This is a genomic window from Pseudomonas sp. KH_024_B2, from assembly GCF_057839965.1.
This window is the reverse complement of the sequence record NZ_CM174502.1, coordinates 5,420,886-5,443,207: the sequence shown is the minus strand read 5'-3', so window position 1 is coordinate 5,443,207 and position 22,322 is coordinate 5,420,886. Positions and strand designations below refer to the sequence as shown.

The window sequence follows — 22,322 nt, the reverse complement described above, 5'->3', positions numbered from 1 at the left end:
CGGGTCGAGGAAATTGTCGTTTGTGTGGGAGCGTGGCTTGCCCGCAAAGGGGACGTCTCGGTTTACTTCTGACCGATGACATCCGGGACTTTGGGCAACGCCGCGCCTTTGGGCCACAACATCCAGATCTGCCCCTGCTGTTTCATGTCTCCCGCCAATTGCCCTGCCGCATCGCCAGTGCCCCAGAACAGGTCCGCACGAACTTCGCCGGCAATGGCGCCGCCCGTGTCCTGAGCGGCCACCGGACGCACCAGCCCGGTACCGTCAGGGCGGGTGGTCGATAGCCACAACAGGCTGCCCAATGGAATAACCTTGCGGTCCACTGCGACGCTGTAGCCAGCGGTCAGCGGGACGTTGAGCGAGCCGCGTGGGCCTTCGTTGCTGTCGGGGTTGCGATTGAAGAATACATAGCTGGGGTTGCTGCCGAGTAACTCGGGTATCCGTGTTGGATTCGCCTTGGCCCAGGCACTGATGGTGCCCATGGTCACGTCTTCTTTTTTCAGTTCGCCCTGGTCTACCAGCCAGCGACCGATTGGCCGATACGGGTGACCGTTCTGATCGGCATAACCGATGCGCAATTGACGACCATCTTCCAGTTGAATACGGCCTGAGCCCTGGATCTGTAGAAACTGCAGGTTCATCGGATCGGTCAGCCAGGCAATGACCGGCGCCTTGACGCCTTTGGCATCAATCGCAGCAGCGTCGTCATAAGGCTTGAGTACCCGGCCTTCGAGTCGGCCGCGCAGGCGCTTGCCTTTGAGCTCTGGATAAATACTGTCGAGCGCTACGATGATCATGTCGTCGGGCACGCCGTACACCGGGATGCTGGCTTCCTTGGTCTGAGTCAGGCTGCCTGGGTAGACCGGTTCGTAATAGCCGGTGATCAATCCGTTGGGGTTGTCATTGGCGGCACGCAGGCCGTAGACGTCGAGGTTCTGTTTGAGGAAGCCGCGGATGTCGTTGGCGGTTGGCGGCACCTTGGCGGAAGCCGCACAGGTCGAGCCCCAGACCGGGTCGGTCTTGAGTCGGGTGCAGGCGCTGCGCCACGAGCCGAAACCGGCGACAAGGTCGTTGTCGGACACTGCCGGAAGTGCTTCCCAAGTGGCGCTGGAGTAGGTCGCCAGTGCATGGGTTTTCGGTTTGCTGCTGTCGCCACCGGTGCAGCCGGCGAGCAGGGCGACCATTGGCAGGGTCCAGGCCAGGCTTCGACGCCAGGCCTTGAAATTGCTGTTCATTGGGTACTTCCTTTGCCGGTTGTCCAAGCGCTTGAAGCGTTCAAACAACCCGTATTGTTAATAGGGCTATTGGTCTTTGCGGATGACGCGAGGATACTGGCCGCCGTTTCCCGTGACCTGAAGCCACCATGACTCTCAAAAGACTTTCTATTGTATTGCTGGCCTGCCTGGCACTGTCCGCCTGTGGGGGCGTTGATCCGAATTCGCCGCTGGGTCAACGCAAGGCAATCTTCAAGCAAATGCTCAAGGCCAGCGAAGACCTGGGCGGCATGTTGCGCGGGCGTATTCCCTTCGACGGGCCACGTTTTGCCGAGGGCGCGGTGAAGCTGGACAGCTTGTCCCATGAGCCGTGGAAGCATTTTCCGCAGGTCAGGGAAGAAGATCGCAGCAGCGCCAAGGACGATGTCTGGCAGCAACAGGCACGTTTTCAGGAGCTGGCCCGCGCGCTGGAAGGCGCCACCGGTGAGCTGGTGATCGCCAGTAAGGTTCAGCCCTACAAGGCCAGTAACCTGGGGCCGGCGGTGCAGAAAGTCGAAGACGCCTGTAGCGCGTGCCATAAACAGTTTCGTGATCATTGACTCCAAAGCTTGATAGATAACCTTGTGGCGAGGGAGCTTGCTCCCGCTGGGCTGCGAAGCGGCCCTAAAACCTGTCACCGGGTTCTGGCGGGAAAAACGTATTTAACCGGATTACGAACGCTTCGCGTCCGAGCGGGAGCAAGCTCCCTCGCCACAAAAGCCCCTTCGCCATAGCTGGCACCGTTTCGCCCAGTCTTACTTATCCAGCTCATCCAGCGCGTCCTGCAGTTCTTTGCGGGACTTGGCCAGTTTGTCTTTGAGTTTGTTGATCTTCTCCGAGTCGCCCTTTTTCATGGCTTTCTCGAGGTCGGTCTGGCGGCGGCTGACTTCGTGTTTGGCATCGAGCACCTTGTTTTCCCGTTCTTTCTTCAAGGTCGCGTCGGTGCAATGGGTTGTAACTTCGCTCAGGGCTTTTTCCAGGTCTGCCTGCTGATCACTGTTGCCATCGACCTTGGCCTGTTCGATCCGGGTGCCGAGGTCCTGACGTTTAGCTGCACAGCCGGTGAGCTCAGGGATTTCTTCAGCAGCCAGCAGCGGGGCTGCCAGCAGGCTGCAAGCTGCGAATAGCGCGAGCGGTGACAAAAACTTCATAAAGGCTCCGTGAAAAAGATCGCTATCAGATCGGCATGCAGATGCGCCGTTGGAGTCCATCTGCACCTTTCGGGGTCAAAACTGCCGGGCGTACTGACGGCTAGAAACCATCAATCCCGGCAGCGCGTAATTCTTCACTCAAGGCCAGCACCTGCGGGTCGCGGAAAAACGCGCTCAATTGCGCGGCGAGTCCCGGGCCGATCCCGGCTTCGGCTTGCCATTGTTCGGTGCTTCTTGCCGCCAACGTCTGCCATGGACCTGTGATGTTGGCGTCACCTGTCGGCGGAAGGCCCAAGGCTTTCAACCAGAGTTCAAAGGGGCGTTGCCTGGCGTCGTGCAAACTGCCGAGCAGGCGGGCGCTGCTGCGCTCGCCGAAGCCGTCAATGTTAGCAAGCTCTTGCGCATCAAGGGTCAACCAATCGAGCAGGCTATTGATGCGTCCGGCGCTGATCAGTTTTTCCCATGTGCCGGGGCCAATGTGTTGCAACGCCAGCCCCTGTTTGCCACTGAGCCAGGTCAAGCGTGCGAGGAACTGGCTTTCACACCCCGTTACAGGTTGCCAGCAACTCAGGTGATGAAAGTCCTCCGCCCGCGGTGCGACCACCTCCGGGCGATCGGCACTGCGCAAAACTACGCTGTCGAGGCGGGGAATGGTCAAGCCCGCCAGGCTGATCGCGACTTGATCGCCGGGGCGAATATCCAGGGTCTGCCAACGTTTCAGGGAGCCGACGCTCACCTGCTTGACCTGCCGGTCATCGAGGGTAAACGGTTTGAGCTGCAGTACGGGGGTTATTCGCCCGGTGCGGCCAATATTGAATTTTACGCCGCGCACTTGCGCCAGTGCCTGGGCGAAGGGGTATTTCCAGGCGACGATCCAATAGGGGGCTTTTACCTGCCAGCGCTGCGCGGGTGGGCGCTGGCTCTGACGCAGCACCAGGCCGTCGCTGGCAAACGGCAGGGGCGAGCGATACCAGTGGTCGCGCCATCGTTCGGCATCGGCGAAGTTGCTGATGGGTTGGCTGTATTGCGCGCTGTGGGTAAAACCCAGCGCCTTCAGGCCTGCCGACCGTTCGGGCAAGGTAGCCGGGCCTTGCGGCCAATCCCAGACAAACAGCCCGATACCACTAGCGTCGACGGCACTGAGCTCTTTGCGAGCCATCAACCGGGCAACATTGCTGCGGGCGTTGAGGCTACCGGCCGTGGCCTGGATATGGTCGGTGAGGTGCCAATAGAGTTCGCCTTGAAGCAGCAAATCCAGAGGTTGCGGCAGTTGCGCAGGGATGGCGCCGATCTTGCGCGCCGAGGCGGTCCAGTCTTGCCCGCGCACGCCATCGCCGCGACTGATCACCCGCTCCAGTTGGCCTTGACGGTAGATCAGCGTGACTGCCACACCATCGACTTTCGGTTGCACCCAGACGTCGTCGCGGCCTTTGAGCCAGGCCTCTACGGCACGTCCATCGGCGAGTTTTCCGAGGCCGGTCTGGGGGATGGGGTGGGCAATCGGACCCCCAGCCGTGCGCAGGGGATTGTCCGATTGTCCCTTGATGCTCGCAAAGCACTCGCGCCATTGGCTGAGCAGGGCGCGGGATTGATCGTAAAGTTCGTCGGCAACCAGAGAGCGACCTTGTCGGTGATAGCTGTCGTCCCAGCGATTGAGCTGTTGTTGCAGTTGAGTGATTTCGTCCTTGGCGCGGCTGGACGACCAGTCGGGGCAGGTGTTCGCGTTGGCGTTCAGGAAATAGAGAGCCAGCCATAAACCGACGGACAGGCGTGCAGAGAGGAGCATCGCAGCATCCTTGCTCGGGTGGGATGCTTAAGGCTATATCAGCTGCGACGATGCAATCAGGCTGGTATTTTGCCGGGTGTGTCGGCTGGTAGATATCGAAACGGGTTGAAATAATTGCCGGCTGTCAGGTCGTATTCGCGGGCAAGTCGGATCGCCGCACCGCCGCTCCCACAGGACCATAAAAAGCCCCGCAGGGCGAACCATGCGGGGCTTTGGATGCAGCCGAAGAGCGCTTAGAAACCGGCAGCAGCGCGCAGGGCGTCGGCGCGGTCGGTTTTTTCCCAGGTGAACGTGGTGAAGGTGTCGTTGCCGACAGTCTTCACTTGCGGCGTACGACCGAAGTGGCCGTAGGCTGCGGTTTCCTGGTACATCGGGTGCAGCAGGTCGAGCATGGTGGTGATCGCGTATGGACGCAGGTCGAACACTTCGCGGACCAGGTTGATGATCTTCTCATCGCTGATCTTGCCGGTGCCGAAGGTGTTCAACGAGATCGAAGTCGGCTGAGCGACGCCGATGGCGTAGGAAACCTGAATCTCGCAGCGCTCGGCCAGGCCGGCAGCGACGATGTTCTTGGCCACGTAACGACCGGCGTAGGCGGCGGAACGGTCAACCTTCGATGGATCTTTACCGGAGAACGCGCCACCACCGTGACGGGCCATGCCGCCGTAGGTGTCGACGATGATCTTGCGACCGGTCAGGCCGCAGTCGCCCACCGGGCCACCGATGATGAACTGGCCGGTCGGGTTGATGTGGAACTGGGTGTCTTTGTGCAGCAGTTCGGCTGGCAGCACGTGCTTGACGATCAGTTCCATCACGCCTTCGCGCAAGTCTTTGTAGGACACTTCAGGGCTGTGCTGGGTCGACAGTACAACAGCGTCGATACCGACAACCTTGCCGCCTTCGTAACGGCAAGTCACTTGCGACTTGGCGTCCGGGCGCAGCCAAGGCAGCAGGCCGGATTTACGGGCTTCAGCCTGACGTTGAACCAACTGGTGCGAGAAGGTGATCGGTGCTGGCATCAGCACCTCGGTTTCGTTGCTGGCGTAGCCGAACATCAGGCCCTGGTCGCCGGCGCCCTGGTCTTCAGGCTTGGCACGATCAACGCCTTGGTTGATGTCGGGGGACTGCTTGCCGATGATGTTCATCACGCCGCAGGTCGCACCATCGAAGCCGACATTGGAGCTGTTGTAGCCGATGTCGAGAATCACGTTACGGACGATGTCTTCCAGATCGACCCAGGCCGACGTGGTGACTTCACCTGCGATGATTGCCACGCCGGTTTTCACCAGAGTCTCGCACGCCACACGGGCGAACTTGTCTTCAGCAATGATGGCGTCCAGCACCGCATCAGAAATCTGGTCGGCGATTTTGTCCGGATGCCCTTCAGACACGGACTCGGAGGTGAAAAGGGAGTATTCGCTCATCTCGATGTTTCCTGAATTTGCCGATGGTGAATGTCGCCAGCCGGCCGCTGAAAGTGGCGGACCTGGATCTGGAAACCATTACGTAAGCCTACATAGAGGCTTTCCCCGGGAACGAGTCCCGCAGCGGTGGCCCAACGGGCCAGATCGTCCTGTTCAAAACCCAACCAAAGATCACCGCAGGCCTCCTTGGCCCAACTTTGATTGTGGCTACACAACTCTGTCACTAACAGGCTACCGCCTGGTTGCAGCAAATTGGCCATGTGCTTGAGCGCATCGGCCGGTGCGGCGAAATGGTGCAGCACCATGTTCAGTACCACGCAATCGGCCTGAAGGCTCACGCCATTCAATGCATCGGCCAGTTGCAGGCTGACGTTAGCCAGCGATTCGCGTTCACAGACCTGGCGCGCCAGTTCGAGCATCGCCGGGCTGTTGTCCAGCGCCGTGACCTGGCTGAAACGTTGCGCCAGTTCCGGCAGAAAGCCGCCGTCGCCGGGGCCGACTTCAATGGCCGTGGCGGCGCTGTCGAAACTCAGCTTGTCGAGCAGCGCCAGCACGCTTTCGCGGTACTGCGCCAGGCCGGCGATCAAGTCTTGCTGGGCGCGAAATTTCTCCGCGACTCGTGAGAAGAAGTCCTGGCTGGCCGCGGCTCGTTGCCCATGGACCTGACCGATCCGCGACCGCACATCGGCAGGCAGGGTCAGGTTATCCACTTCATCGAGCAGGGCTGCGTGCAGCTTGCCGCCCAACAAGTCGGTGTGGGGCAGGGCGCGCCGATAGAAAATGGCGTTGCCTTCGCGGCGGGTCGCCACCAGATCAGCCTGGGCCAGCACCTTCAAATGGTGGCTCATGCCTGATTGGCCGATGGCGAAGATCTGCGCCAATTCCAGCACGCCGAACGAATCGTTGGCCAGCGCGCGCAATACATTCAGCCGTAACGGATCGCCGCCGGCTTTGCACAGGGCAGCCAGCTCATCGGATTCGTCATGGCGAATGGAGGGCACGCGTAGGTTCATAGGGCAGGCAGTCTAGTGAGGGTCCGAAATCCTCGCAAGAGCAATATCAAAAAGTTTTGATATTGCTCGATAAGTGGCACTTCCCGGGCTGGCTTCACTCTACAGACTCACAGCGGAATGGTTTCACCAGGAGATTGGGCGTTTATCCACAGGAAAAAGTCGCTTGAGTGACTATCTGTCATTGCCCCGAGACCCGTGGGTGAGGGAAAATGCTCGCCTTTTTTCCGTTTCGTTTTATTCAGCCCCAGGAGATCAGCGATGCCCAGCCGTCGTGAGCGTGCCAACGCCATTCGTGCCCTCAGCATGGATGCCGTGCAAAAAGCCAACAGCGGCCATCCCGGTGCCCCTATGGGTATGGCGGATATCGCCGAAGTACTTTGGCGTGACTACCTCAAGCACAACCCGAGCAATCCATCGTTCGCCGACCGTGACCGCTTCATCATGTCCAACGGTCACGGCTCGATGTTGATCTACTCGTTGCTGCACCTGACCGGCTACGACCTGTCGATCGATGACCTGAAAAACTTCCGCCAACTGCACAGCCGCACCCCGGGCCACCCGGAATACGGCTACACCCCGGGCGTGGAAACCACCACCGGCCCGCTGGGTCAGGGTCTGGCCAACGCGGTCGGTTTCGCCCTGGCAGAAAAAGTCCTGGCGGCGCAGTTCAACCGTCCCGGCCACAACGTTGTCGACCACCACACCTATGTGTTCCTGGGTGATGGCTGCATGATGGAAGGCATTTCCCACGAAGTCAGCTCCCTGGCCGGTACCTTGGGCCTGGGCAAACTGATCGCCTTCTACGATGACAACGGCATCTCCATCGACGGTGAAGTCGAAGGCTGGTTCACCGACGACACGCCGAAGCGTTTCGAATCCTACAACTGGCAAGTGATCCGCAACGTCGACGGTCACGACCCGGAAGAAATCAAGATCGCCATCGAAACAGCGCGCAAAAGCGCGCAACCGACGCTGATCTGCTGCAAAACCACCATCGGTTTCGGTTCGCCGAACAAGCAAGGCAAGGAAGACTGCCACGGCGCCCCGTTGGGTGATGCGGAAATCGCCCTGACCCGCGCTGCATTGAAGTGGAACCACGGCCCGTTCGAAATCCCGGCTGACATCTATGCCGAGTGGGACGCCAAGGAAACCGGCGCTGCCGCCGAAGCCGAGTGGGACCAGCGTTTCGCGGCATACTCTGCTGAGTTCCCGGAACTGGCCAACGAATTGATCCGTCGTCTGAGCGGCGAACTGCCGGCTGACTTCTCCGAGAAGGCTGCGGCCTACATCGCTGAAGTGGCGGCCAAAGGCGAAACCATCGCCAGCCGTAAAGCCAGCCAGAATGCATTGAATGCTTATGGCCCGCTGCTGCCGGAACTGCTGGGCGGCTCCGCTGACCTCGCCGGTTCCAACCTGACCCTGTGGAAAGGCTGCAAAGGCGTCAACGCTGAAGATGCCAGCGGCAACTACATGTATTACGGCGTTCGCGAGTTCGGTATGAGCGCGATCATGAACGGCGTGACCCTGCACGGCGGTCTGGTGCCTTACGGCGCGACCTTCCTGATGTTCATGGAATACGCCCGCAACGCCGTGCGCATGTCGGCGTTGATGAAGAAACGCGTGATCTACGTCTACACCCACGACTCCATCGGTCTGGGCGAAGACGGCCCGACTCACCAGCCGATCGAGCAACTGACCAGCCTGCGCAGCACGCCGAACCTCGACACCTGGCGTCCAGCCGATGCCGTTGAATCGGCAGTGGCCTGGAAATGCGCGCTGGAGCGTGACGACGGTCCGTCGGCACTGATCTTCTCCCGTCAGAACCTGCAGCACCAAACCCGTAACGCCGTGCAGATCGAGTGCATCAACCGTGGTGGCTACGTGCTCAAGGACTGTGCAGGCGAGCCTGAGCTGATCCTGATCGCCACCGGTTCGGAAGTTGGCCTGGCAGTTCAGGCCTTCGACAAACTGACTGAACAAGGCCGCAAGGTGCGCGTGGTTTCCATGCCATGCACCAGCGTCTTCGATGCTCAGGATGCCGGCTACAAGCAAGCCGTTCTACCGTTGCAGGTCAGCGCCCGGATCGCCATCGAAGCCGCTCACGTGGACTACTGGTACAAATACGTGGGCCTGGAAGGTCGCGTGATCGGCATGACCACCTACGGCGAGTCGGCACCTGCGTCTGCCTTGTTCGAAGAGTTCGGTTTCACCCTGGAAAACATCCTGGGTCAGGCTGAAGAGCTGTTGGAAGACTAAGTCCGGAAGTCGGGTTGTCCGCGCGGGCCCTTTCGCGGGCAAGCCCGCTCCCACAGGGAACACATTTCTCCTGTGGGAGCGGGCTTGCCCGCGAAGGCGTCGTATCAGATGACTACATTCCCAAGCCTCATCGAGAACCCCATGCCTCAACCGCGTCCCTACAAAGTTGCACTCAACGGCTACGGCCGGATTGGTCGTTGCGTCTTGCGTGCCTTGTTCGAGCGAGGGGCGGCTGCCGGGTTTGAAATTGTTGCGATCAACGATCTGGCCGACATGGCCAGCATTGAATACCTGACACGCTTTGACTCCACCCACGGGCGTTTTCCCGGTGAGGTGAGGGTCGACGGCGATTGTCTGCATATTAATGGCGACTGCGTGAAGGTCCTGCGCAGTGCCACCCCCGAAGGTATCGACTGGGCCGCGCTCGGTGTCGATCTGGTGCTCGAGTGTTCCGGCGCCTACCACACCCGTGAAGACGGTCAGCGTTTCCTGGACGCCGGGGCGCCGCGGGTGCTGTTCTCCCAGCCGATGGCCAGCGAGGCGGATGTCGACGCCACCATCGTCTTCGGCGTGAATCAGGATTGCCTGACCGGCGACGAGTTGCTGGTGTCCAACGCCTCCTGTACCACCAACTGTGGCGTGCCGCTGTTGCGTTTGCTGGATCAGGCCATTGGTCTGGAATACGTGTCGATCACGACCATTCACTCGGCAATGAACGACCAGCCGGTGATCGACGCCTATCACCACGAAGACCTGCGCCGCACCCGTTCGGCGTTTCAGTCGGTGATTCCGGTGTCCACTGGTCTGGCGCGCGGCATCGAACGGCTATTGCCGGAACTTGCCGGGCGAATTCAGGCCAAAGCAGTGCGAGTGCCGACGGTTAACGTGTCTTGCCTGGATATCACCATGCAAACCGTCAGTGATACCGACGCCACCGAGGTCAACCGGATTCTGCGCGAGGCTGCCACCCGCGGCCCGCTCAAAGGCCTTCTGGCTTATACCGAGTTGCCTCACGCCAGTTGTGATTTCAATCATGACCCTCATTCGGCGATTGTCGATGCCAGTCAGACCCGCGTTTCCGGCCCTCGGTTGGTGAACGTCCTGGCCTGGTTCGACAATGAATGGGGTTTTGCCAACCGCATGCTCGACGTTGCAGAGCATTATCTGCAAGTCGTCCACCAAAAACCGTAAACCAGGAATTGCGACCCATGACCGTGTTGAAGATGACCGACCTCGATCTGCAAGGTAAGCGCGTACTGATCCGCGAAGACCTCAACGTCCCAGTCAAGGACGGTGTTGTCACCAGCGATGCGCGAATCCTGGCTTCGCTGCCGACCATCAAGCTGGCCCTGGAAAAAGGCGCGGCAGTAATGGTCTGCTCGCATCTGGGCCGTCCGACCGAAGGCGAATTCTCGGCCGAGAATAGCCTCAAGCCGGTTGCCGATTACCTGAGCAAGGCCTTGGGCCGCGAAGTGCCGCTGGTGTCCGATTACCTCGCTGGCGTCGACGTCAAAGCCGGCGACATCGTGCTGTTCGAGAACGTGCGCTTCAACAAAGGCGAGAAAAAGAACGCCGACGAACTGGCCCGGCAATACGCAGCCCTGTGCGACGTGTTCGTAATGGACGCCTTCGGCACCGCTCACCGCGCTGAAGGCTCGACCCACGGCGTGGCCAAGTTCGCCAAAGTCGCCGCCGCAGGCCCGCTACTGGCTGCCGAACTGGACGCACTGGGCAAAGCCCTCGGCGCCCCGGCCCAGCCAATGGCCGCCATCGTTGCCGGTTCCAAGGTTTCGACCAAACTCGACGTGCTCAACAGCCTGAGCCAGATCTGCAACCAGCTGATCGTTGGCGGCGGCATTGCCAACACCTTCCTCGCTGCGGCCGGTCACCCGGTCGGCAAGTCGCTGTACGAGCCGGACCTGCTGGACACCGCCCGCGCCATCGCCGCTAAAGTCAGCGTGCCATTGCCGGTTGACGTCGTGGTTGCCAAGGAATTCGCGGAAAGCGCTGTTGCCACCGTCAAGCTGATCGCCGACGTGGCCGCTGACGACATGATTCTGGACATCGGTCCGCAAACCGCTGCGCACTTCGCTGAACTGCTGAAATCGTCGAAGACCATTCTGTGGAACGGTCCGGTCGGCGTTTTTGAATTCGACCAGTTCGGTAATGGCACCAAAACCCTGGCCAAGGCTATCGCCGAAAGCTCGGCGTTCTCCATTGCCGGTGGTGGCGACACTCTGGCGGCCATCGATAAATATGGCGTTGCCGAGCAAATCTCCTACATTTCTACTGGCGGTGGCGCGTTCCTCGAATTCGTCGAGGGCAAGGTGCTACCGGCCGTTGAAGTGCTGGAAAGCCGCGCGAAAGCCTAAAGGTTGATCTGGCCGGAAAAAGGAACATTCACATGGTCAAGATGTTACCGCTGTTGATCGTCGCGGGTTTGCTGGCCGGTTGTGCCAGCGCACCGCAGGCCAGGCCTGCACCTGGAGCGATCGAGCCGCAAGACGGCTGCGATCAAGCCGATTGGCAAGCCGAAACTGCTCCGGTGATCAACAAGCGTTCGGGGCCGGAGGGTCTGGACAAGTACGAGACTCCTGCCAAGGCCAAGGAACATGGTTGTCCTTGACGGGTCAGATCAGTAACCCGCTGCAGATCGAAGGCTCTCAGGATTTCTGCAATACCGAATTGGCAGCCAGGGCTTACCCCCAATCTGCAATAACTTGAATAGCAGCCGCCGCTACGGCAGGCTTGCACGATTAACGACCCTCAACCGGGAGATACACACACAATGGCACTTATCAGCATGCGCCAGATGCTGGACCACGCAGCCGAATACGGCTACGGCGTTCCAGCCTTCAACGTCAACAACCTTGAACAGATGCGCGCCATCATGGAAGCCGCTGACAAGACTGACTCCCCGGTGATCGTCCAGGCTAGCGCCGGTGCGCGCAAATACGCCGGTGCGCCGTTCCTGCGCCACCTGATCCTGGCCGCGATCGAAGAATTCCCGCACATCCCGGTGTGCATGCACCAGGACCACGGCACCAGCCCTGACGTCTGCCAGCGTTCGATCCAGCTGGGCTTCAGCTCGGTGATGATGGACGGCTCCCTCGGCGAAGACGGCAAGACCCCAACCGACTACGACTACAACGTCCGTGTGACCCAACAAACCGTGGCCCTGGCTCACGCCTGCGGCGTTTCGGTAGAAGGCGAGCTGGGCTGCCTGGGTTCGCTGGAAACCGGCATGGCCGGTGAAGAAGACGGCATCGGCGCAGAAGGCGTGCTCGATCACAGCCAAATGCTCACCGATCCGGAAGAAGCCGCTGACTTCGTCAAGCGCACTCAGGTCGACGCCCTGGCCATCGCCATCGGCACCAGCCACGGCGCTTACAAGTTCACCAAGCCACCTACCGGCGACGTGCTGGCCATCGACCGCATCAAAGAAATCCACAAACGCATCCCGAACACCCACCTGGTGATGCACGGCTCTTCTTCGGTTCCGCAAGAGTGGCTGGCGATCATCAACCAGTACGGCGGCGACATCAAAGAAACCTACGGCGTACCGGTTGAAGAAATCGTCGAAGGCATCAAACACGGCGTGCGCAAGGTCAACATCGACACCGACCTGCGCCTGGCGTCCACCGGCGCGATGCGTCGTCTGATGGCCACCAACCCGAGCGAGTTCGACCCGCGCAAGTTCTTCGGCGCGACCGTGACTGCGATGCGTGATGTGTGTATCGCGCGTTATGAGCAGTTTGGTACTGCGGGCAATGCTTCGAAGATCAAGCCGATCTCGTTGGAAGCGATGTACCAGCGTTACCTCAAAGGTGAGTTGAACGCCAAGGTTAACTAAACCTGAGCGTTAAACAGCGTTAATAAAAAACCCGCAGAGATGCGGGTTTTTTGTGGGCGCGGTAGGTGATCGTTCCCACGCTCCTGCGTGGGAATGCCTCACTGGACGCTCTGCGTCCGCTTCGGCAGTGACGCGGAGCGTCACGGGCTGCATTCCCACGCAGAGCGTGGGAACGATCGGACGATCAAGCAGGCGCCATCAATTATTGTGATCAATATCCAGCCTGGAAAACGTCGCTTTCCCGCCTTCGCTGGAGTAGCCGGTGTTGTCCTGCACATAGACCCCGGCCTTGAAGTACAGCGGTTTTTCGCCCCAGGTAGCGCTGATCTGGGTGTTCCATTTATAGCCGGCGGCGCTGACGCCGAGGGCACCGCCGCGGCTGAGGTGGATCAGGTAGGAGAACTCATGATCGAGTGGCACCCCCGTGGCGATGGTGATGACCCGGGACGTGTCGTCATAGGGGTGCATGCGAACCTTGGCGACGATGTTGCCCTTCTGCGTGCTGGTGCTGTATTGGTACTCGACTTTCACCATTGGCTTGGTGCTGTTGTAGGCGTGGATCTGGCCGATGACGATTTTGCCCGAGGACGGCACCTGGTTCACTGCCAGGGTGGCGTACAGCAGGTTATCGGCTTCGGAGTAGGTCCAGTTGTGCAAGGTGCCGTTGGAGTAGGTTTCGCGCAGTTCAGTGCGGGGGTAGCTGGCATTTGCGGTGCGAGAGCCGGTTACAGGGGTCCAGAAAAACAGCGTGCCGGATTCTGAATTGAAGTACTGATCCTTGAAACCATCCACCAGTCTGGGGGTGTTGATGGTCGCCGGAGGGCTGCCGACGGGAACGCTCAGGTTCCAGGTTGCCAGATCGATCATATTCAAACCTTCTACGAATTCATGCTGCACGCGAGTAGCCAGAGGCTTTAGCTCGCGCTTTAGAGGGCGGTACTTATAAGCGCAGAATAGTCCTTTGTTAAGCCCTTATGGCGAAGAGTTGACGTCAGTCTTCTGGCGAAATGCCATCCTTCCCGGTTTGCGGGGGCTGTGGGACTTACCGTTAGTCGGGTGCCTGAAAGTTTGGCCAATGATGGCGTGATGACACCTACTGCTTTAGTGGATCCCGGTCTAGAGTGAGGTCTCAGTATTTGTCCGGTTTCCCTCGGTTACCGGCATGACCTCCCGACAAGAGAAGCAGCATGGAATGCGTGCAACCCAAGCCAGGTGAAGGCCGCTCGGTTCTTTTGATAGTTGATGACTATCCCGAAAATTTGATCAGCATGCGTGCGTTGTTGCAGCGACAGGACTGGCAGGTAATGACTGCCGCCTCCGGGTTCGAAGCACTGGACTTGTTACTCGAACATGAAGTCGACCTGGTGCTGCTGGATGTGCAGATGCCGGGCATGGATGGCTTTGAAGTGGCGCGCTTGATGCGCGGCAGCCAGCGTACTAGCCTGACCCCGATCATTTTCCTCACCGCCAACGAGCAGTCCCAGGACGCCGTGATCAAGGGCTATGCCAGTGGTGCGGTGGACTACCTGTTCAAACCGTTCGACCCGCAGATTCTCAAACCGAAAGTCCAGGCATTGCTGGAGCATCAGCGCAATCGCCGGGCCCTGCAGCGCCTGAGTCATGATCTGGAGGCGGCGCGGGCGTTCAACGCCTCGGTGCTGGACAATGCGGCTGAAGGGATTCTGGTGGTGAATGAGGGCGGGTCTATTCGCTTTGCCAATCCGGCGATTTCGCGGTTGCTCAATGCCACAGTGACAGAGTTGCAGGGCGCGGAATTCGTGAGTTTTCTGCAGAGCCCCCATGTGCCCAGTTGGCTCGATTCAGAGCTTTATATGAGTTATCGCCGCGGTGAAACCTGGCGCCTGCACGACGCGATACTGCGCACGGCTCCCGGCCAGCAAGTGCCCGTGGCGCTGTCGTGTGCGCCGTTGCCGGCCGAGCAGAAAGCCATGGTGGTGACGGTGCTGGACATGTCGGTGGTGCGCCATCTGCATCAGCAGCTGGAGTTCCAGGCGGTCACTGACCCCTTGACCGGGTTGCTCAATCGTCGCGGCTTTTACCAGACCGTGGAAAACCTCCTGCTGCGCAGCGATCGTTCGAACACCACGCCGGTGTTGCTGTATCTGGATCTCGACGGTTTCAAGCGGGTCAATGATTCCCTGGGGCACGATGCCGGGGATCGGGTGCTGCGCTGGGTGTCCGAGCAGTTGAAGGCGTGCTTGCGGCCCTTCGACATTCTGGCGCGTATGGGCGGCGATGAGTTCACTGCGCTGCTGGATCTGGAGTTCCCCGAACAGGCGGCGAAAATAGCGGAGAAACTCATTGAGCGGGTGTCGATCTGTCAGCAAATCGAGGGCATGGACATGGCGCTGGGGGCGAGTATCGGCATCGCCACTTACCCGGATTGCGGCTCCAATCTCGACGGCTTGTTGCGGGCGGCCGATATTGCCATGTATGAGGCCAAGCGCGCGGGGCGCCAGCAGTATCGGTTTTACGATCATGAGATGAATGGTCGCGCGCGTTCGCGTTTGATGCTCGAAGACAGTGTGCGCTCGGCGATCGAGAGCAAGGACTTCAGCATGGTGTATCAGCCTCAGGTGGCGATAGCCGATGGTCGCTTGCGCGGCTTCGAAGCCTTGCTGCGCTGGCAGCATCCGAGTGTCGGTGACGTGCCGCCGGGATTGTTTTTGCCGCTGCTGGAAGAGGCGCGATTGATCAGTCGCCTGGGCAGTTGGATCTATCAACAAAGCGCCGCTCAGCGGCGTGCCTGGAGGAGCATATTTGCGCAAGACCTGGTGCTCTGCGTGAGCCTGAGCAATACCCAGTTCGGCATGCCCAATCTGGTCACCGAGATACGCCAGGTGCTTGAACGTCATGACTTGCGGCCGCAACAGCTGGAAGTGGAAGTGACCGAGGATGCCTTGATGAAAAACCTCGACGAGTCACGCAAACAGTTACGCCTGTTGCGCAATCTCGGGGTGCGGGTCGCGCTCGACGATTTTGGTTCGGGCAATTGCTCCCTGGCTCACCTGCGCGACCTTGAGCTTGATACCCTCAAGCTCGATCGGCAGCTGATCGCTCGTTTGCTCGATTCACCGCGCGATGCAGCGATGGCCCGCAGCATTATCGATCTGTGCAAACAGTTCGGTTTGCTGGTGATCGCCGAAGGTGTGGAGACCCTTGAGCAATATCAGTGGTTGCAAGCCCATGGCTGTGAGTATGCGCAGGGCTATCTGGTGGCGCATCCGCTGATGGCCAGCGAGGCCAGTCGATTTACGCAGTCGTTTGACTGGAGCGCGTTGGGGGGCTGAATTCGTTACACTGGAGATCTTTCGTGACTGTATTGCCGCCCCCATGACCGCGCTGAAATACCTCCAGGCTTATCCCGCCGCATTGCAGGAACAGGTGCGCCAGCTGATCGCGCAAGATCGGCTGGGCGACTACCTGAGTCAGCGTTATCCACATAAACATGCGGTGCAGAGCGATAAGGCGTTGTATGGCTATGCCCTGGCCCTGAAGCAGGAACATCTGCGTAACGCGCCGACCATCGATAAAGTGCTGTTCGATAACCGTCTGGATTTGACTCATCGCGCCCTCGGTCTGCATACGGCGATTTCCCGGGTGCAGGGTGGCAAGCTCAAGGCCAAGAAGGAGATCCGCATCGCGTCTTTGTTCAAGGATGCGGCACCGGAGTTTCTGCGCATGATCGTGGTGCATGAACTGGCACACTTCAAAGAGTCCGACCATAACAAGGCGTTCTATCAGCTCTGCGAGCACATGCTGCCGGGCTATCACCAATTGGAATTCGACCTGCGGATCTACCTGACGTACCGGGATATGCAGGGCAAGGCCGTCGTGGCCCCGTAGCGGTTCCTGACAAGGAGTTTGTGAATGGACGTGAGCAAGACCAAGAGCAGCTTTTATCGGCGCCTGTACGTGGCTTACCTGATCGATAGCCAGCTGGCCAGCAGCGTTCCGGCGCTCACCGAAGTCACCGGCATGCCCCGACGCACAGCCCAGGACACCATCGCGGCGCTGGCGGATCTGGATATCGTCTGTGAGTTCGAGCAACAGGATGGTGCGCGCAACCATGCCGGGCGTTATCGGATTCACAGTTGGGGGGCGATCGATAAAGACTGGATTACGCAGCATCTGGGGCAGATAAAGGCGGTTTTGGGGTATCCCTGAACACTGATCGTTCCCACGCTCCTGCGTGGGAATGCATCCCGTGACGCTCTGCGTCACATCCAAAGCAGACGCAGAGCGTCCAAGGCTGCATTACCACGCAGAGCGTGGGAACGATCGGGTTCACGATCTACGCATGCCGATATGCGGAATATCATCTTCCAGATACTCCTCACCCGCCACGACAAAGCCATATCGCTCGTAATAGCCCTGCAAATGCGCCTGGGCGGACAAATAGATCGGCACTTCGGGCCAATGCTTTTCAGCCTGCTTCAAGGCGTTGGCCATCAGTTCATGACCCAGCCCTTTGCCTCGCGCTTGTGCTGCAATCACCACGCGACCGATAACCACATCGCCGCCTTGGGAAACCGGGTCGAGCATACGCAAGTACGCCACCAGCTGGTCACCGTCCCACGCCATCAAATGACAGGTGTCGCCTTCAAGATCCTGGCCATCGACGTCTTGATAGGCGCACTTCTGCTCGACAACGAAGACTTCCGTGCGCAATTGCAAAATAGCGTACAGCTGCTCTTTGCCCAGATCGCTATGGTGTTTGCAGACCCAATCGATTGTCATCTCTTCATCCCGTAAGAACTCTGTTTCAGATACTAAGCGTCCCGCGAGTGGATGTCTGCCGGGGGAAGTGGTCGTTTATGTGAAGATAATCAAATTGCCATCATTCATTTCGCTCGGTACTGTCATCTTTGTGTAATCTGTTTTGCAGCTCTTCGCAGTGGCTTCCATGAGCTAATGTTAGGGACTGGCCGATTACTGGCACCCGGGCCTTCGAGTTTTGGCTAAAAACACGCTGGGCAGCCCCGCCCGCTAAGGATGTTTTAGCATGCCGCGATTGCATCGAGCTTTTGCTTTGATTGGATTGCTTTTGCTGGGTCAGAACGTTTATGCGGGAAAATTGCGTCTGGTCGCGGATGCCTGGCCGCCCTTTACCGACTCCACGCTAGTCAATGGCGGACTGGCCACCGATATAGTCAGTACTGCCCTGGCGCGGGCTGGCTATGCCAGTGATTTTGAACAAGTGCCTTGGGCCAGAGCCTTGCTGGGCGTTGGCGAGGGGCGTTACGACGTGTTGGTGAATGCCTGGTTCAACGAGGCCCGGACCCAGCTCGGACAGTTTTCCGGCGAGTATCTGCTCAACCGGGTGCGCTTTATCAAGCGTAAGGAAGAGCCGATCGAATACAACAATTTGCAGCAACTGCATGGGTATCCGATCGCTGTGGTGCGCGGTTATGCCTATTCATCGGCGTTCGACGACGACCAGGGTTTGCAGAAAGTACCGGTGCACAACTTCTCGATGGCGGTGCGCATGTTGGCTGCTGACCGCGTGAAGTTGACCCTGGAAGATGAATACGTCGCACGCTACTACCTGGCCCGCGAGTCACCCACGGTGCGCAACGCGGTGGAGTTCATGCCTAATCCGCTGAGCGAAAACAGCCTGCACATTCTGGTCAGCCTGAAAAACCCCGAGCATCAACAGATCATCGCCGGTTTCGACCGGGAGATAGCGGCGATGAAGGCTGACGGGAGTTATGAGCGGTTGCTGAGACAGCATGGGATGTGAGGAAGGTTAATTGAGGTCTTGCTGCTGGCTTGAGAGATGTATCGACTGTGACGACGCTTTCGCGGGCAAGCCCGCTCCCACAAAGAGCACCGGGATCCCCTGTGGGAGCGGGCTTGCCCGCGAAGGCGGCTTGTCAGTCGGTAGAGATATTCAGGACTGAGTTCTAGATCTCGCTCGGATCCTTGATCAAATGCGCCGCCAAAGTCCGCAACGGGCCGAGCTGGCGGCAGATCAGTGCCAGTTGGGTCTGCACCAGCCGCTGGCCTTCGTCGATTTCATCCGGCATTTGCTCCAGTTCATTGGCCAGCGCCTCTTCGGCATCGCTTTGAATCGCAATCGGCAGTTTGCTCGCCAGCCCTTGGGCGATTTCGTCGATGCTGGCTGCCAGGCTGACGCCGGCACCGTCGATCAACTGCTCGCGTACCTCGGTCGGTAACTGGGTTTCACGGTGGGCACCGAGACCCGACAAGTAGCTGAGCAAGGTATGGGAGAGCACCAGGAAGCGGAAACCGACGTCGGCTTCTTTGCGAAAATGCCCGGGCTCCATCAGCATGTTGGCCAGGGTGGTCGACAGCGCCGCATCGGCGTTGTGGGCATTGCGCCGGGCCAGGCGATACGCCAGATCGTCACTTTTACCGGCAGCGTATTGCTGCATGATTTGCCGCAGATAGATGCTGTTGCAGGTCAGGGTATTGGCCAGCACTTTGTTCAGGCGTCGGCCTTGCCAGTCCGGCAGGAACAGGAACACCGCGAGCCCTGCAATCAGGCTGCCGAGCAAGGTGTCGAGCAGTCGCGGCATGAGCAGCCCGTAACCGTCGCCGACCTGATTGAAGCAGAACAGCACCATCAAGGTGATCGCCGCTGTGGCCAGGGTATAACGGGTGGTGCGGTTGATAAAGAACACTATCCCGGCGGCGATGGCGAACAGCGACTGGACCAAGGGGCTGGGGAATAGATCGAACAGTGCCCAGGCCGCAGTCAAACCGATCGCCGTGCCAATGACCCGCTGGCCAAGCTTGCGCCGGGTTGCGCCGTAGTTCGGTTGGCAGACGAACAGTGTGGTGAGGATGATCCAGTAACCCTGGGACGGGTGGATCAAATGCACCATGCCGTAGCCGATGCTCAGCGCCAGGGGCAAGCGCAGGGCGTGACGGAACAACAGCGAAGTCGGTGTCAGCTGGGTGCGCAGGCGTGTCCAGACGTCCTTGAGGTTGCGCGGCGAACGGTCCAGCAGGCTGCTGTCGGTAGCGTCGGCCAGGCCGTCCGGGTTGCTCGCGTCGCTGATCAGCCGGTCGAGGGTGCCGAGGTTCGCCGCCAGCGCACGCAAAGAGCGCAGCAAGCCGCGCCAGGCCGGATTGCTCTGGATGCGCAAGTGTTCGAGGGAGGCGTGCAAGTCGCTCAGTGCTTCGGCGAAGCCGGCGTCATACACGAACGGCTGGCGCAATTGGATCGATTCCGCCAGCGCTCGACAGGCCTTGCCTTGCTGGCGCAGCAGACGCTGACAGCGGAACAGTACGTCGCTGTGGAAGAAGGCTTCGGCCAGTGCGTTATAGGGGTAGTGGGAAGAACTGGCGCGTTCGTGGATATCTTGAGCGAGGAAGTACAGCTTCAGGTAGCGGCTGAGTTTCGAGCCCGGCCGGCCATCGCCGACCCGGTGCAGAATGATTTCCTTGGCGGCATTGAGCGCCGCGACGACCCGGCCGTTTTGCTGGGCCAGTTCCAGACGCTGCGCCTCGACATCCATCTGCCGAATCGGCTCGAATAATGAGGACTTCAGCTTCAGGTAATACCCCAGCTCCCGGAACAACCGCGCCAGGCTCTGTTGCACCGGCTGGTTGGAAAACAGCGCCTGCCACAACACCGAGAGCAGGCCGTACCACGCAGCGCCGGCCACCAGCAGCACCGGCTCATGCCAGAAGTCCGTGACCTCACCGCCGCGCTGGTCCACGCCGATCATGGTGTAGACCGAGAGAATCAGCGTTGCCGATGCAATCGCGCCGTAGCGTTCGCCCAGCGCTCCAAGCATGGTCAGGCCGAAACTGGCCAGCGCCAGGGCAGCTACAAAGATCAACGGGTAGGGGAATAACAGCTCGACGGAAAGTGCCGCGACACTGAAGCAGACCAAGGTCACGGCCAGGGCATTCAGGCGACCTTGCCAGCTGTCGTCGGTCTCGGCCAGGGCGCTGGCGATAATTCCCAGGAACAACGGGATCAGCAGGCCCATTTCATCCTGGTACCAACACAGCGCCATGCTGCCGGTCAGGGCGATGAACACCCGCAGGCTGTAGCTGAATTTATCCAGCGCCCAGAGGCGACGCAGAGATTGACGAAACGAGGTCGATGGCATGAAGTGGAAAGGCCTTCCGGGGCAATGCAGCTAAATTGAGCCAGTAATGACGACGACGCAATGGCGCCGATCACATCTGACAGCAAAATCTGTTCCGTCCCTGTATGAATGCAATCTGCAAGCACTCACAGATTCCATGTGGGAGCGAGCTTGCTCGCGATAGCGGTCTGACAGTCAACATAGTTGTTGAATGTGCTGGCCTCATCGCGAGCAAGCTCGCTCCCACATTTTGTTTTGTGTACAACTTCGGATTAGACGTACTGCGCCGCAGCGTAACCAGAGGCCCAGGCCCACTGGAAGTTGAAGCCGCCCAAATGCCCGGTGACGTCCAGCACTTCACCGATGAAATACAGGCCGGGGCTTTTCAGCGATTCCATGGTCTTCGAGGAGACCTCGCGGGTGTCGACGCCACCCAGGGTCACTTCGGCCGTGCGATAACCTTCGGTGCCGGCCGGTACCAGTTTCCAGTTCGCCAGTTTCTCGGCGATTTCGGCCAATTCAGCGTGGGTGTATTGCTTCATCGGTTTGGAGGCGAACCAGTGTTCGGCCAACAGGTTGGCCATCTTCTTGGTGAAGATCTCACCGAGCAGGGTTTTCAGTTCGCTGTTGGGCCGTTCGGCCTGTTGCTGTTGCAGCCAGTTCGGCACGTCGTAATCGGGCAGCAGGTTGATTTCCACGGTGTCGCCCGAATTCCAATACGAAGAAATCTGCAGAATCGCCGGGCCGCTGAGGCCGCGGTGGGTGAACAGGATGTTCTCGCGAAAGCTCTGGTCGTTGCAGCTCACCAGGCAATCCACCGAAGTACCGGACAGCTCGGTGCAAAGCTCCTTGAGCTGGTCGGTGATGGTGAATGGCACCAGCCCGGCGCGGGTTGGCAGCAGGTCATGGCCGAATTGTCTGGCCACCTGATAACCGAAACCGGTAGCACCGAGAGTTGGAATCGACAGGCCGCCGGTGGCGATCACCAGGGATTCGCAGGTCAACTGCCCCAGGGTGGTTTCCAGCAGGTAGCCGCTGTCGAGTTTCTCGATCTGCTGGATCGAGGTGTCCAGGTGCAGGCTGACGCCGACCTGTTCGCACTCGTCGAGCAGCATGCCGAGGATGTCGCTGGATTTGTTATCGCAGAACAACTGGCCGAGCTTTTTCTCGTGGTAAGGCACGCCGTGCTTGGCCACCAGCCCGATGAAATCCCACTGGGTGTAGCGGGCCAGGGCGGATTTGCAGAAGTGCTCGTTCTGCGAGAGAAAATTGTTCGGTTCGGTGTACATGTTGGTGAAATTGCAGCGTCCACCGCCGGACATCAGGATTTTCTTGCCGGCCTTGTTCGCGTGGTCGATCAACATCACCTTGCGCCCACGCCCGGCAGCAGTCAGCGCGCACATCAAACCTGCGGCGCCAGCGCCAATGATCACGACTTCGGTAGAGCGCAAAACGGTGTCCTCATAATGTTTCACTACAAAACTAACTGTGGGAGC

The 22,322-nt window shown here is 59.5% G+C and carries 19 protein-coding genes; 10 read left to right on the top strand and 9 right to left on the bottom strand.

Going from position 1 to position 22,322, the window contains the following annotated elements; translation table 11 throughout:
* Nucleotides 1–62 precede the first annotated feature (62 nt).
* Nucleotides 63–1,235 carry a murein transglycosylase A gene (mltA, locus tag AC3I0A_RS25300; protein ID WP_489375243.1) on the bottom strand — a complete coding sequence of 391 codons (1,173 nt, stop codon included), beginning with the start codon at nucleotides 1,233–1,235 and terminating at the stop codon, nucleotides 63–65.
* Between the two features lie 128 nt (nucleotides 1,236–1,363).
* Here mltA and AC3I0A_RS25295 point away from each other — a divergent pair, with 128 nt between their 5' ends.
* Nucleotides 1,364–1,813: a c-type cytochrome gene (locus AC3I0A_RS25295; RefSeq protein WP_489375242.1), complete on the top strand. Its 450-nt coding sequence runs from the start codon at nucleotides 1,364–1,366 to the stop codon at nucleotides 1,811–1,813.
* 195 nt (nucleotides 1,814–2,008) lie between these two features.
* Here AC3I0A_RS25295 and AC3I0A_RS25290 read toward each other — a convergent pair whose 3' ends face one another.
* From AC3I0A_RS25290 to AC3I0A_RS25275, 4 genes are all read right to left on the bottom strand, one after another.
* Nucleotides 2,009–2,404, bottom strand: coding sequence for a DUF1090 domain-containing protein (locus tag AC3I0A_RS25290; RefSeq protein WP_489375241.1), 396 nt, complete (start codon nucleotides 2,402–2,404; stop codon nucleotides 2,009–2,011).
* 100 nt (nucleotides 2,405–2,504) lie between these two features.
* On the bottom strand, nucleotides 2,505–4,190 hold the full coding sequence (gene ligB, locus AC3I0A_RS25285; protein WP_489375240.1) for an NAD-dependent DNA ligase LigB: 1,686 nt from the start codon (nucleotides 4,188–4,190) through the stop codon (nucleotides 2,505–2,507).
* Nucleotides 4,191–4,423: 233 nt separating this feature from the next.
* Nucleotides 4,424–5,614 (bottom strand): methionine adenosyltransferase, encoded by a 1,191-nt coding sequence (metK, locus tag AC3I0A_RS25280; RefSeq protein ID WP_489375239.1) that lies wholly within the window; start codon nucleotides 5,612–5,614, stop codon nucleotides 4,424–4,426.
* Nucleotides 5,611–6,627, bottom strand: coding sequence for an ArsR/SmtB family transcription factor (locus AC3I0A_RS25275; RefSeq protein ID WP_489375238.1), 1,017 nt, complete (start codon nucleotides 6,625–6,627; stop codon nucleotides 5,611–5,613). Before AC3I0A_RS25275 ends, metK begins: the two co-directional genes overlap by 4 nt.
* Nucleotides 6,628–6,885: 258 nt before the next feature.
* Between AC3I0A_RS25275 and tkt the strand changes: the two genes are divergently transcribed.
* The 5 genes from tkt to fba all read left to right on the top strand — a co-directional run bounded on the left by tkt (nucleotide 6,886) and on the right by fba (nucleotide 12,736).
* Nucleotides 6,886–8,883, top strand: a complete 1,998-nt coding sequence (gene tkt / locus AC3I0A_RS25270; RefSeq protein WP_489375237.1) for a transketolase — start codon at nucleotides 6,886–6,888, stop codon at nucleotides 8,881–8,883.
* Between the two features lie 141 nt (nucleotides 8,884–9,024).
* Nucleotides 9,025–10,074 carry an erythrose-4-phosphate dehydrogenase gene (gene epd, locus AC3I0A_RS25265; RefSeq protein WP_489375236.1) on the top strand — a complete coding sequence of 350 codons (1,050 nt, stop codon included), beginning with the start codon at nucleotides 9,025–9,027 and terminating at the stop codon, nucleotides 10,072–10,074.
* Between the two features lie 17 nt (nucleotides 10,075–10,091).
* Nucleotides 10,092–11,255: a phosphoglycerate kinase gene (locus tag AC3I0A_RS25260; RefSeq protein ID WP_489375235.1), complete on the top strand. Its 1,164-nt coding sequence runs from the start codon at nucleotides 10,092–10,094 to the stop codon at nucleotides 11,253–11,255.
* 32 nt (nucleotides 11,256–11,287) lie between these two features.
* The gene (locus AC3I0A_RS25255; protein ID WP_489375234.1) at nucleotides 11,288–11,509 is read left to right on the top strand and encodes a hypothetical protein; all 222 of its coding nucleotides are present in this window, start codon (nucleotides 11,288–11,290) and stop codon (nucleotides 11,507–11,509) included.
* A gap of 162 nt (nucleotides 11,510–11,671) precedes the next feature.
* Complete coding sequence (gene fba / locus AC3I0A_RS25250) at nucleotides 11,672–12,736, top strand: class II fructose-bisphosphate aldolase (RefSeq protein ID WP_489375233.1); 1,065 nt, start codon at nucleotides 11,672–11,674, stop codon at nucleotides 12,734–12,736.
* A 198-nt stretch (nucleotides 12,737–12,934) separates the two neighbouring features.
* Here fba and AC3I0A_RS25245 read toward each other — a convergent pair whose 3' ends face one another.
* On the bottom strand, nucleotides 12,935–13,603 hold the full coding sequence (locus AC3I0A_RS25245) for a polysaccharide lyase family 7 protein (protein WP_489375232.1): 669 nt from the start codon (nucleotides 13,601–13,603) through the stop codon (nucleotides 12,935–12,937).
* Between the two features lie 320 nt (nucleotides 13,604–13,923).
* On the opposite strand from AC3I0A_RS25245, the gene AC3I0A_RS25240 reads away from it, so the two are divergent.
* Genes AC3I0A_RS25240 through AC3I0A_RS25230 form a run of 3 tightly spaced genes read left to right on the top strand, consistent with a single transcriptional unit; the run spans nucleotide 13,924 to nucleotide 16,924 of the window.
* Nucleotides 13,924–16,047: a putative bifunctional diguanylate cyclase/phosphodiesterase gene (locus AC3I0A_RS25240; RefSeq protein WP_489375231.1), complete on the top strand. Its 2,124-nt coding sequence runs from the start codon at nucleotides 13,924–13,926 to the stop codon at nucleotides 16,045–16,047.
* Nucleotides 16,048–16,090: 43 nt separating this feature from the next.
* Nucleotides 16,091–16,603 (top strand): M48 metallopeptidase family protein, encoded by a 513-nt coding sequence (locus AC3I0A_RS25235; protein ID WP_489375230.1) that lies wholly within the window; start codon nucleotides 16,091–16,093, stop codon nucleotides 16,601–16,603.
* 24 nt (nucleotides 16,604–16,627) lie between these two features.
* On the top strand, nucleotides 16,628–16,924 hold the full coding sequence (locus AC3I0A_RS25230) for a winged helix-turn-helix domain-containing protein (protein ID WP_489375229.1): 297 nt from the start codon (nucleotides 16,628–16,630) through the stop codon (nucleotides 16,922–16,924).
* A 120-nt stretch (nucleotides 16,925–17,044) separates the two neighbouring features.
* Here the strand turns inward: AC3I0A_RS25230 and AC3I0A_RS25225 are convergent, their stop codons facing one another.
* Nucleotides 17,045–17,497, bottom strand: coding sequence for a GNAT family N-acetyltransferase (locus AC3I0A_RS25225; protein WP_489375228.1), 453 nt, complete (start codon nucleotides 17,495–17,497; stop codon nucleotides 17,045–17,047).
* 265 nt (nucleotides 17,498–17,762) lie between these two features.
* Between AC3I0A_RS25225 and AC3I0A_RS25220 the strand changes: the two genes are divergently transcribed.
* A complete protein-coding gene (locus AC3I0A_RS25220; RefSeq protein WP_489375227.1) occupies nucleotides 17,763–18,500 on the top strand; it encodes a substrate-binding periplasmic protein in 738 nt (245 codons plus the stop codon).
* Nucleotides 18,501–18,663: 163 nt separating this feature from the next.
* Here the strand turns inward: AC3I0A_RS25220 and yccS are convergent, their stop codons facing one another.
* Together yccS and AC3I0A_RS25210 are read right to left on the bottom strand one after the other, a co-directional pair.
* A complete protein-coding gene (gene yccS, locus AC3I0A_RS25215; protein ID WP_489375226.1) occupies nucleotides 18,664–20,847 on the bottom strand; it encodes a YccS family putative transporter in 2,184 nt (727 codons plus the stop codon).
* Nucleotides 20,848–21,098: 251 nt separating this feature from the next.
* Entirely contained in the window at nucleotides 21,099–22,277 is a 1,179-nt protein-coding gene (locus AC3I0A_RS25210) for a BaiN/RdsA family NAD(P)/FAD-dependent oxidoreductase (protein ID WP_489375225.1), read from the bottom strand.
* Between the last annotated feature and the right edge of the window lie 45 nt (nucleotides 22,278–22,322).

Bases quoted from the DNA above. Each gene is read 5' to 3' on its own strand.
- mltA (WP_489375243.1), bottom strand. From the start codon at position 1,235: ATGAACAGCAATTTCAAGGCCTGGCGTCGAAGCCTGGCCTGGACCCTG.
- AC3I0A_RS25295 (WP_489375242.1), top strand. From the start codon at position 1,364: ATGACTCTCAAAAGACTTTCTATTGTATTGCTGGCCTGCCTGGCACTG.
- AC3I0A_RS25290 (WP_489375241.1), bottom strand. From the start codon at position 2,404: ATGAAGTTTTTGTCACCGCTCGCGCTATTCGCAGCTTGCAGCCTGCTG.
- ligB (WP_489375240.1), bottom strand. From the start codon at position 4,190: ATGCTCCTCTCTGCACGCCTGTCCGTCGGTTTATGGCTGGCTCTCTAT.
- metK (WP_489375239.1), bottom strand. From the start codon at position 5,614: ATGAGCGAATACTCCCTTTTCACCTCCGAGTCCGTGTCTGAAGGGCAT.
- AC3I0A_RS25275 (WP_489375238.1), bottom strand. From the start codon at position 6,627: ATGAACCTACGCGTGCCCTCCATTCGCCATGACGAATCCGATGAGCTG.
- tkt (WP_489375237.1), top strand. From the start codon at position 6,886: ATGCCCAGCCGTCGTGAGCGTGCCAACGCCATTCGTGCCCTCAGCATG.
- epd (WP_489375236.1), top strand. From the start codon at position 9,025: ATGCCTCAACCGCGTCCCTACAAAGTTGCACTCAACGGCTACGGCCGG.
- AC3I0A_RS25260 (WP_489375235.1), top strand. From the start codon at position 10,092: ATGACCGTGTTGAAGATGACCGACCTCGATCTGCAAGGTAAGCGCGTA.
- AC3I0A_RS25255 (WP_489375234.1), top strand. From the start codon at position 11,288: ATGGTCAAGATGTTACCGCTGTTGATCGTCGCGGGTTTGCTGGCCGGT.
- fba (WP_489375233.1), top strand. From the start codon at position 11,672: ATGGCACTTATCAGCATGCGCCAGATGCTGGACCACGCAGCCGAATAC.
- AC3I0A_RS25245 (WP_489375232.1), bottom strand. From the start codon at position 13,603: ATGATCGATCTGGCAACCTGGAACCTGAGCGTTCCCGTCGGCAGCCCT.
- AC3I0A_RS25240 (WP_489375231.1), top strand. From the start codon at position 13,924: ATGGAATGCGTGCAACCCAAGCCAGGTGAAGGCCGCTCGGTTCTTTTG.
- AC3I0A_RS25235 (WP_489375230.1), top strand. From the start codon at position 16,091: ATGACCGCGCTGAAATACCTCCAGGCTTATCCCGCCGCATTGCAGGAA.
- AC3I0A_RS25230 (WP_489375229.1), top strand. From the start codon at position 16,628: ATGGACGTGAGCAAGACCAAGAGCAGCTTTTATCGGCGCCTGTACGTG.
- AC3I0A_RS25225 (WP_489375228.1), bottom strand. From the start codon at position 17,497: ATGACAATCGATTGGGTCTGCAAACACCATAGCGATCTGGGCAAAGAG.
- AC3I0A_RS25220 (WP_489375227.1), top strand. From the start codon at position 17,763: ATGCCGCGATTGCATCGAGCTTTTGCTTTGATTGGATTGCTTTTGCTG.
- yccS (WP_489375226.1), bottom strand. From the start codon at position 20,847: ATGCCATCGACCTCGTTTCGTCAATCTCTGCGTCGCCTCTGGGCGCTG.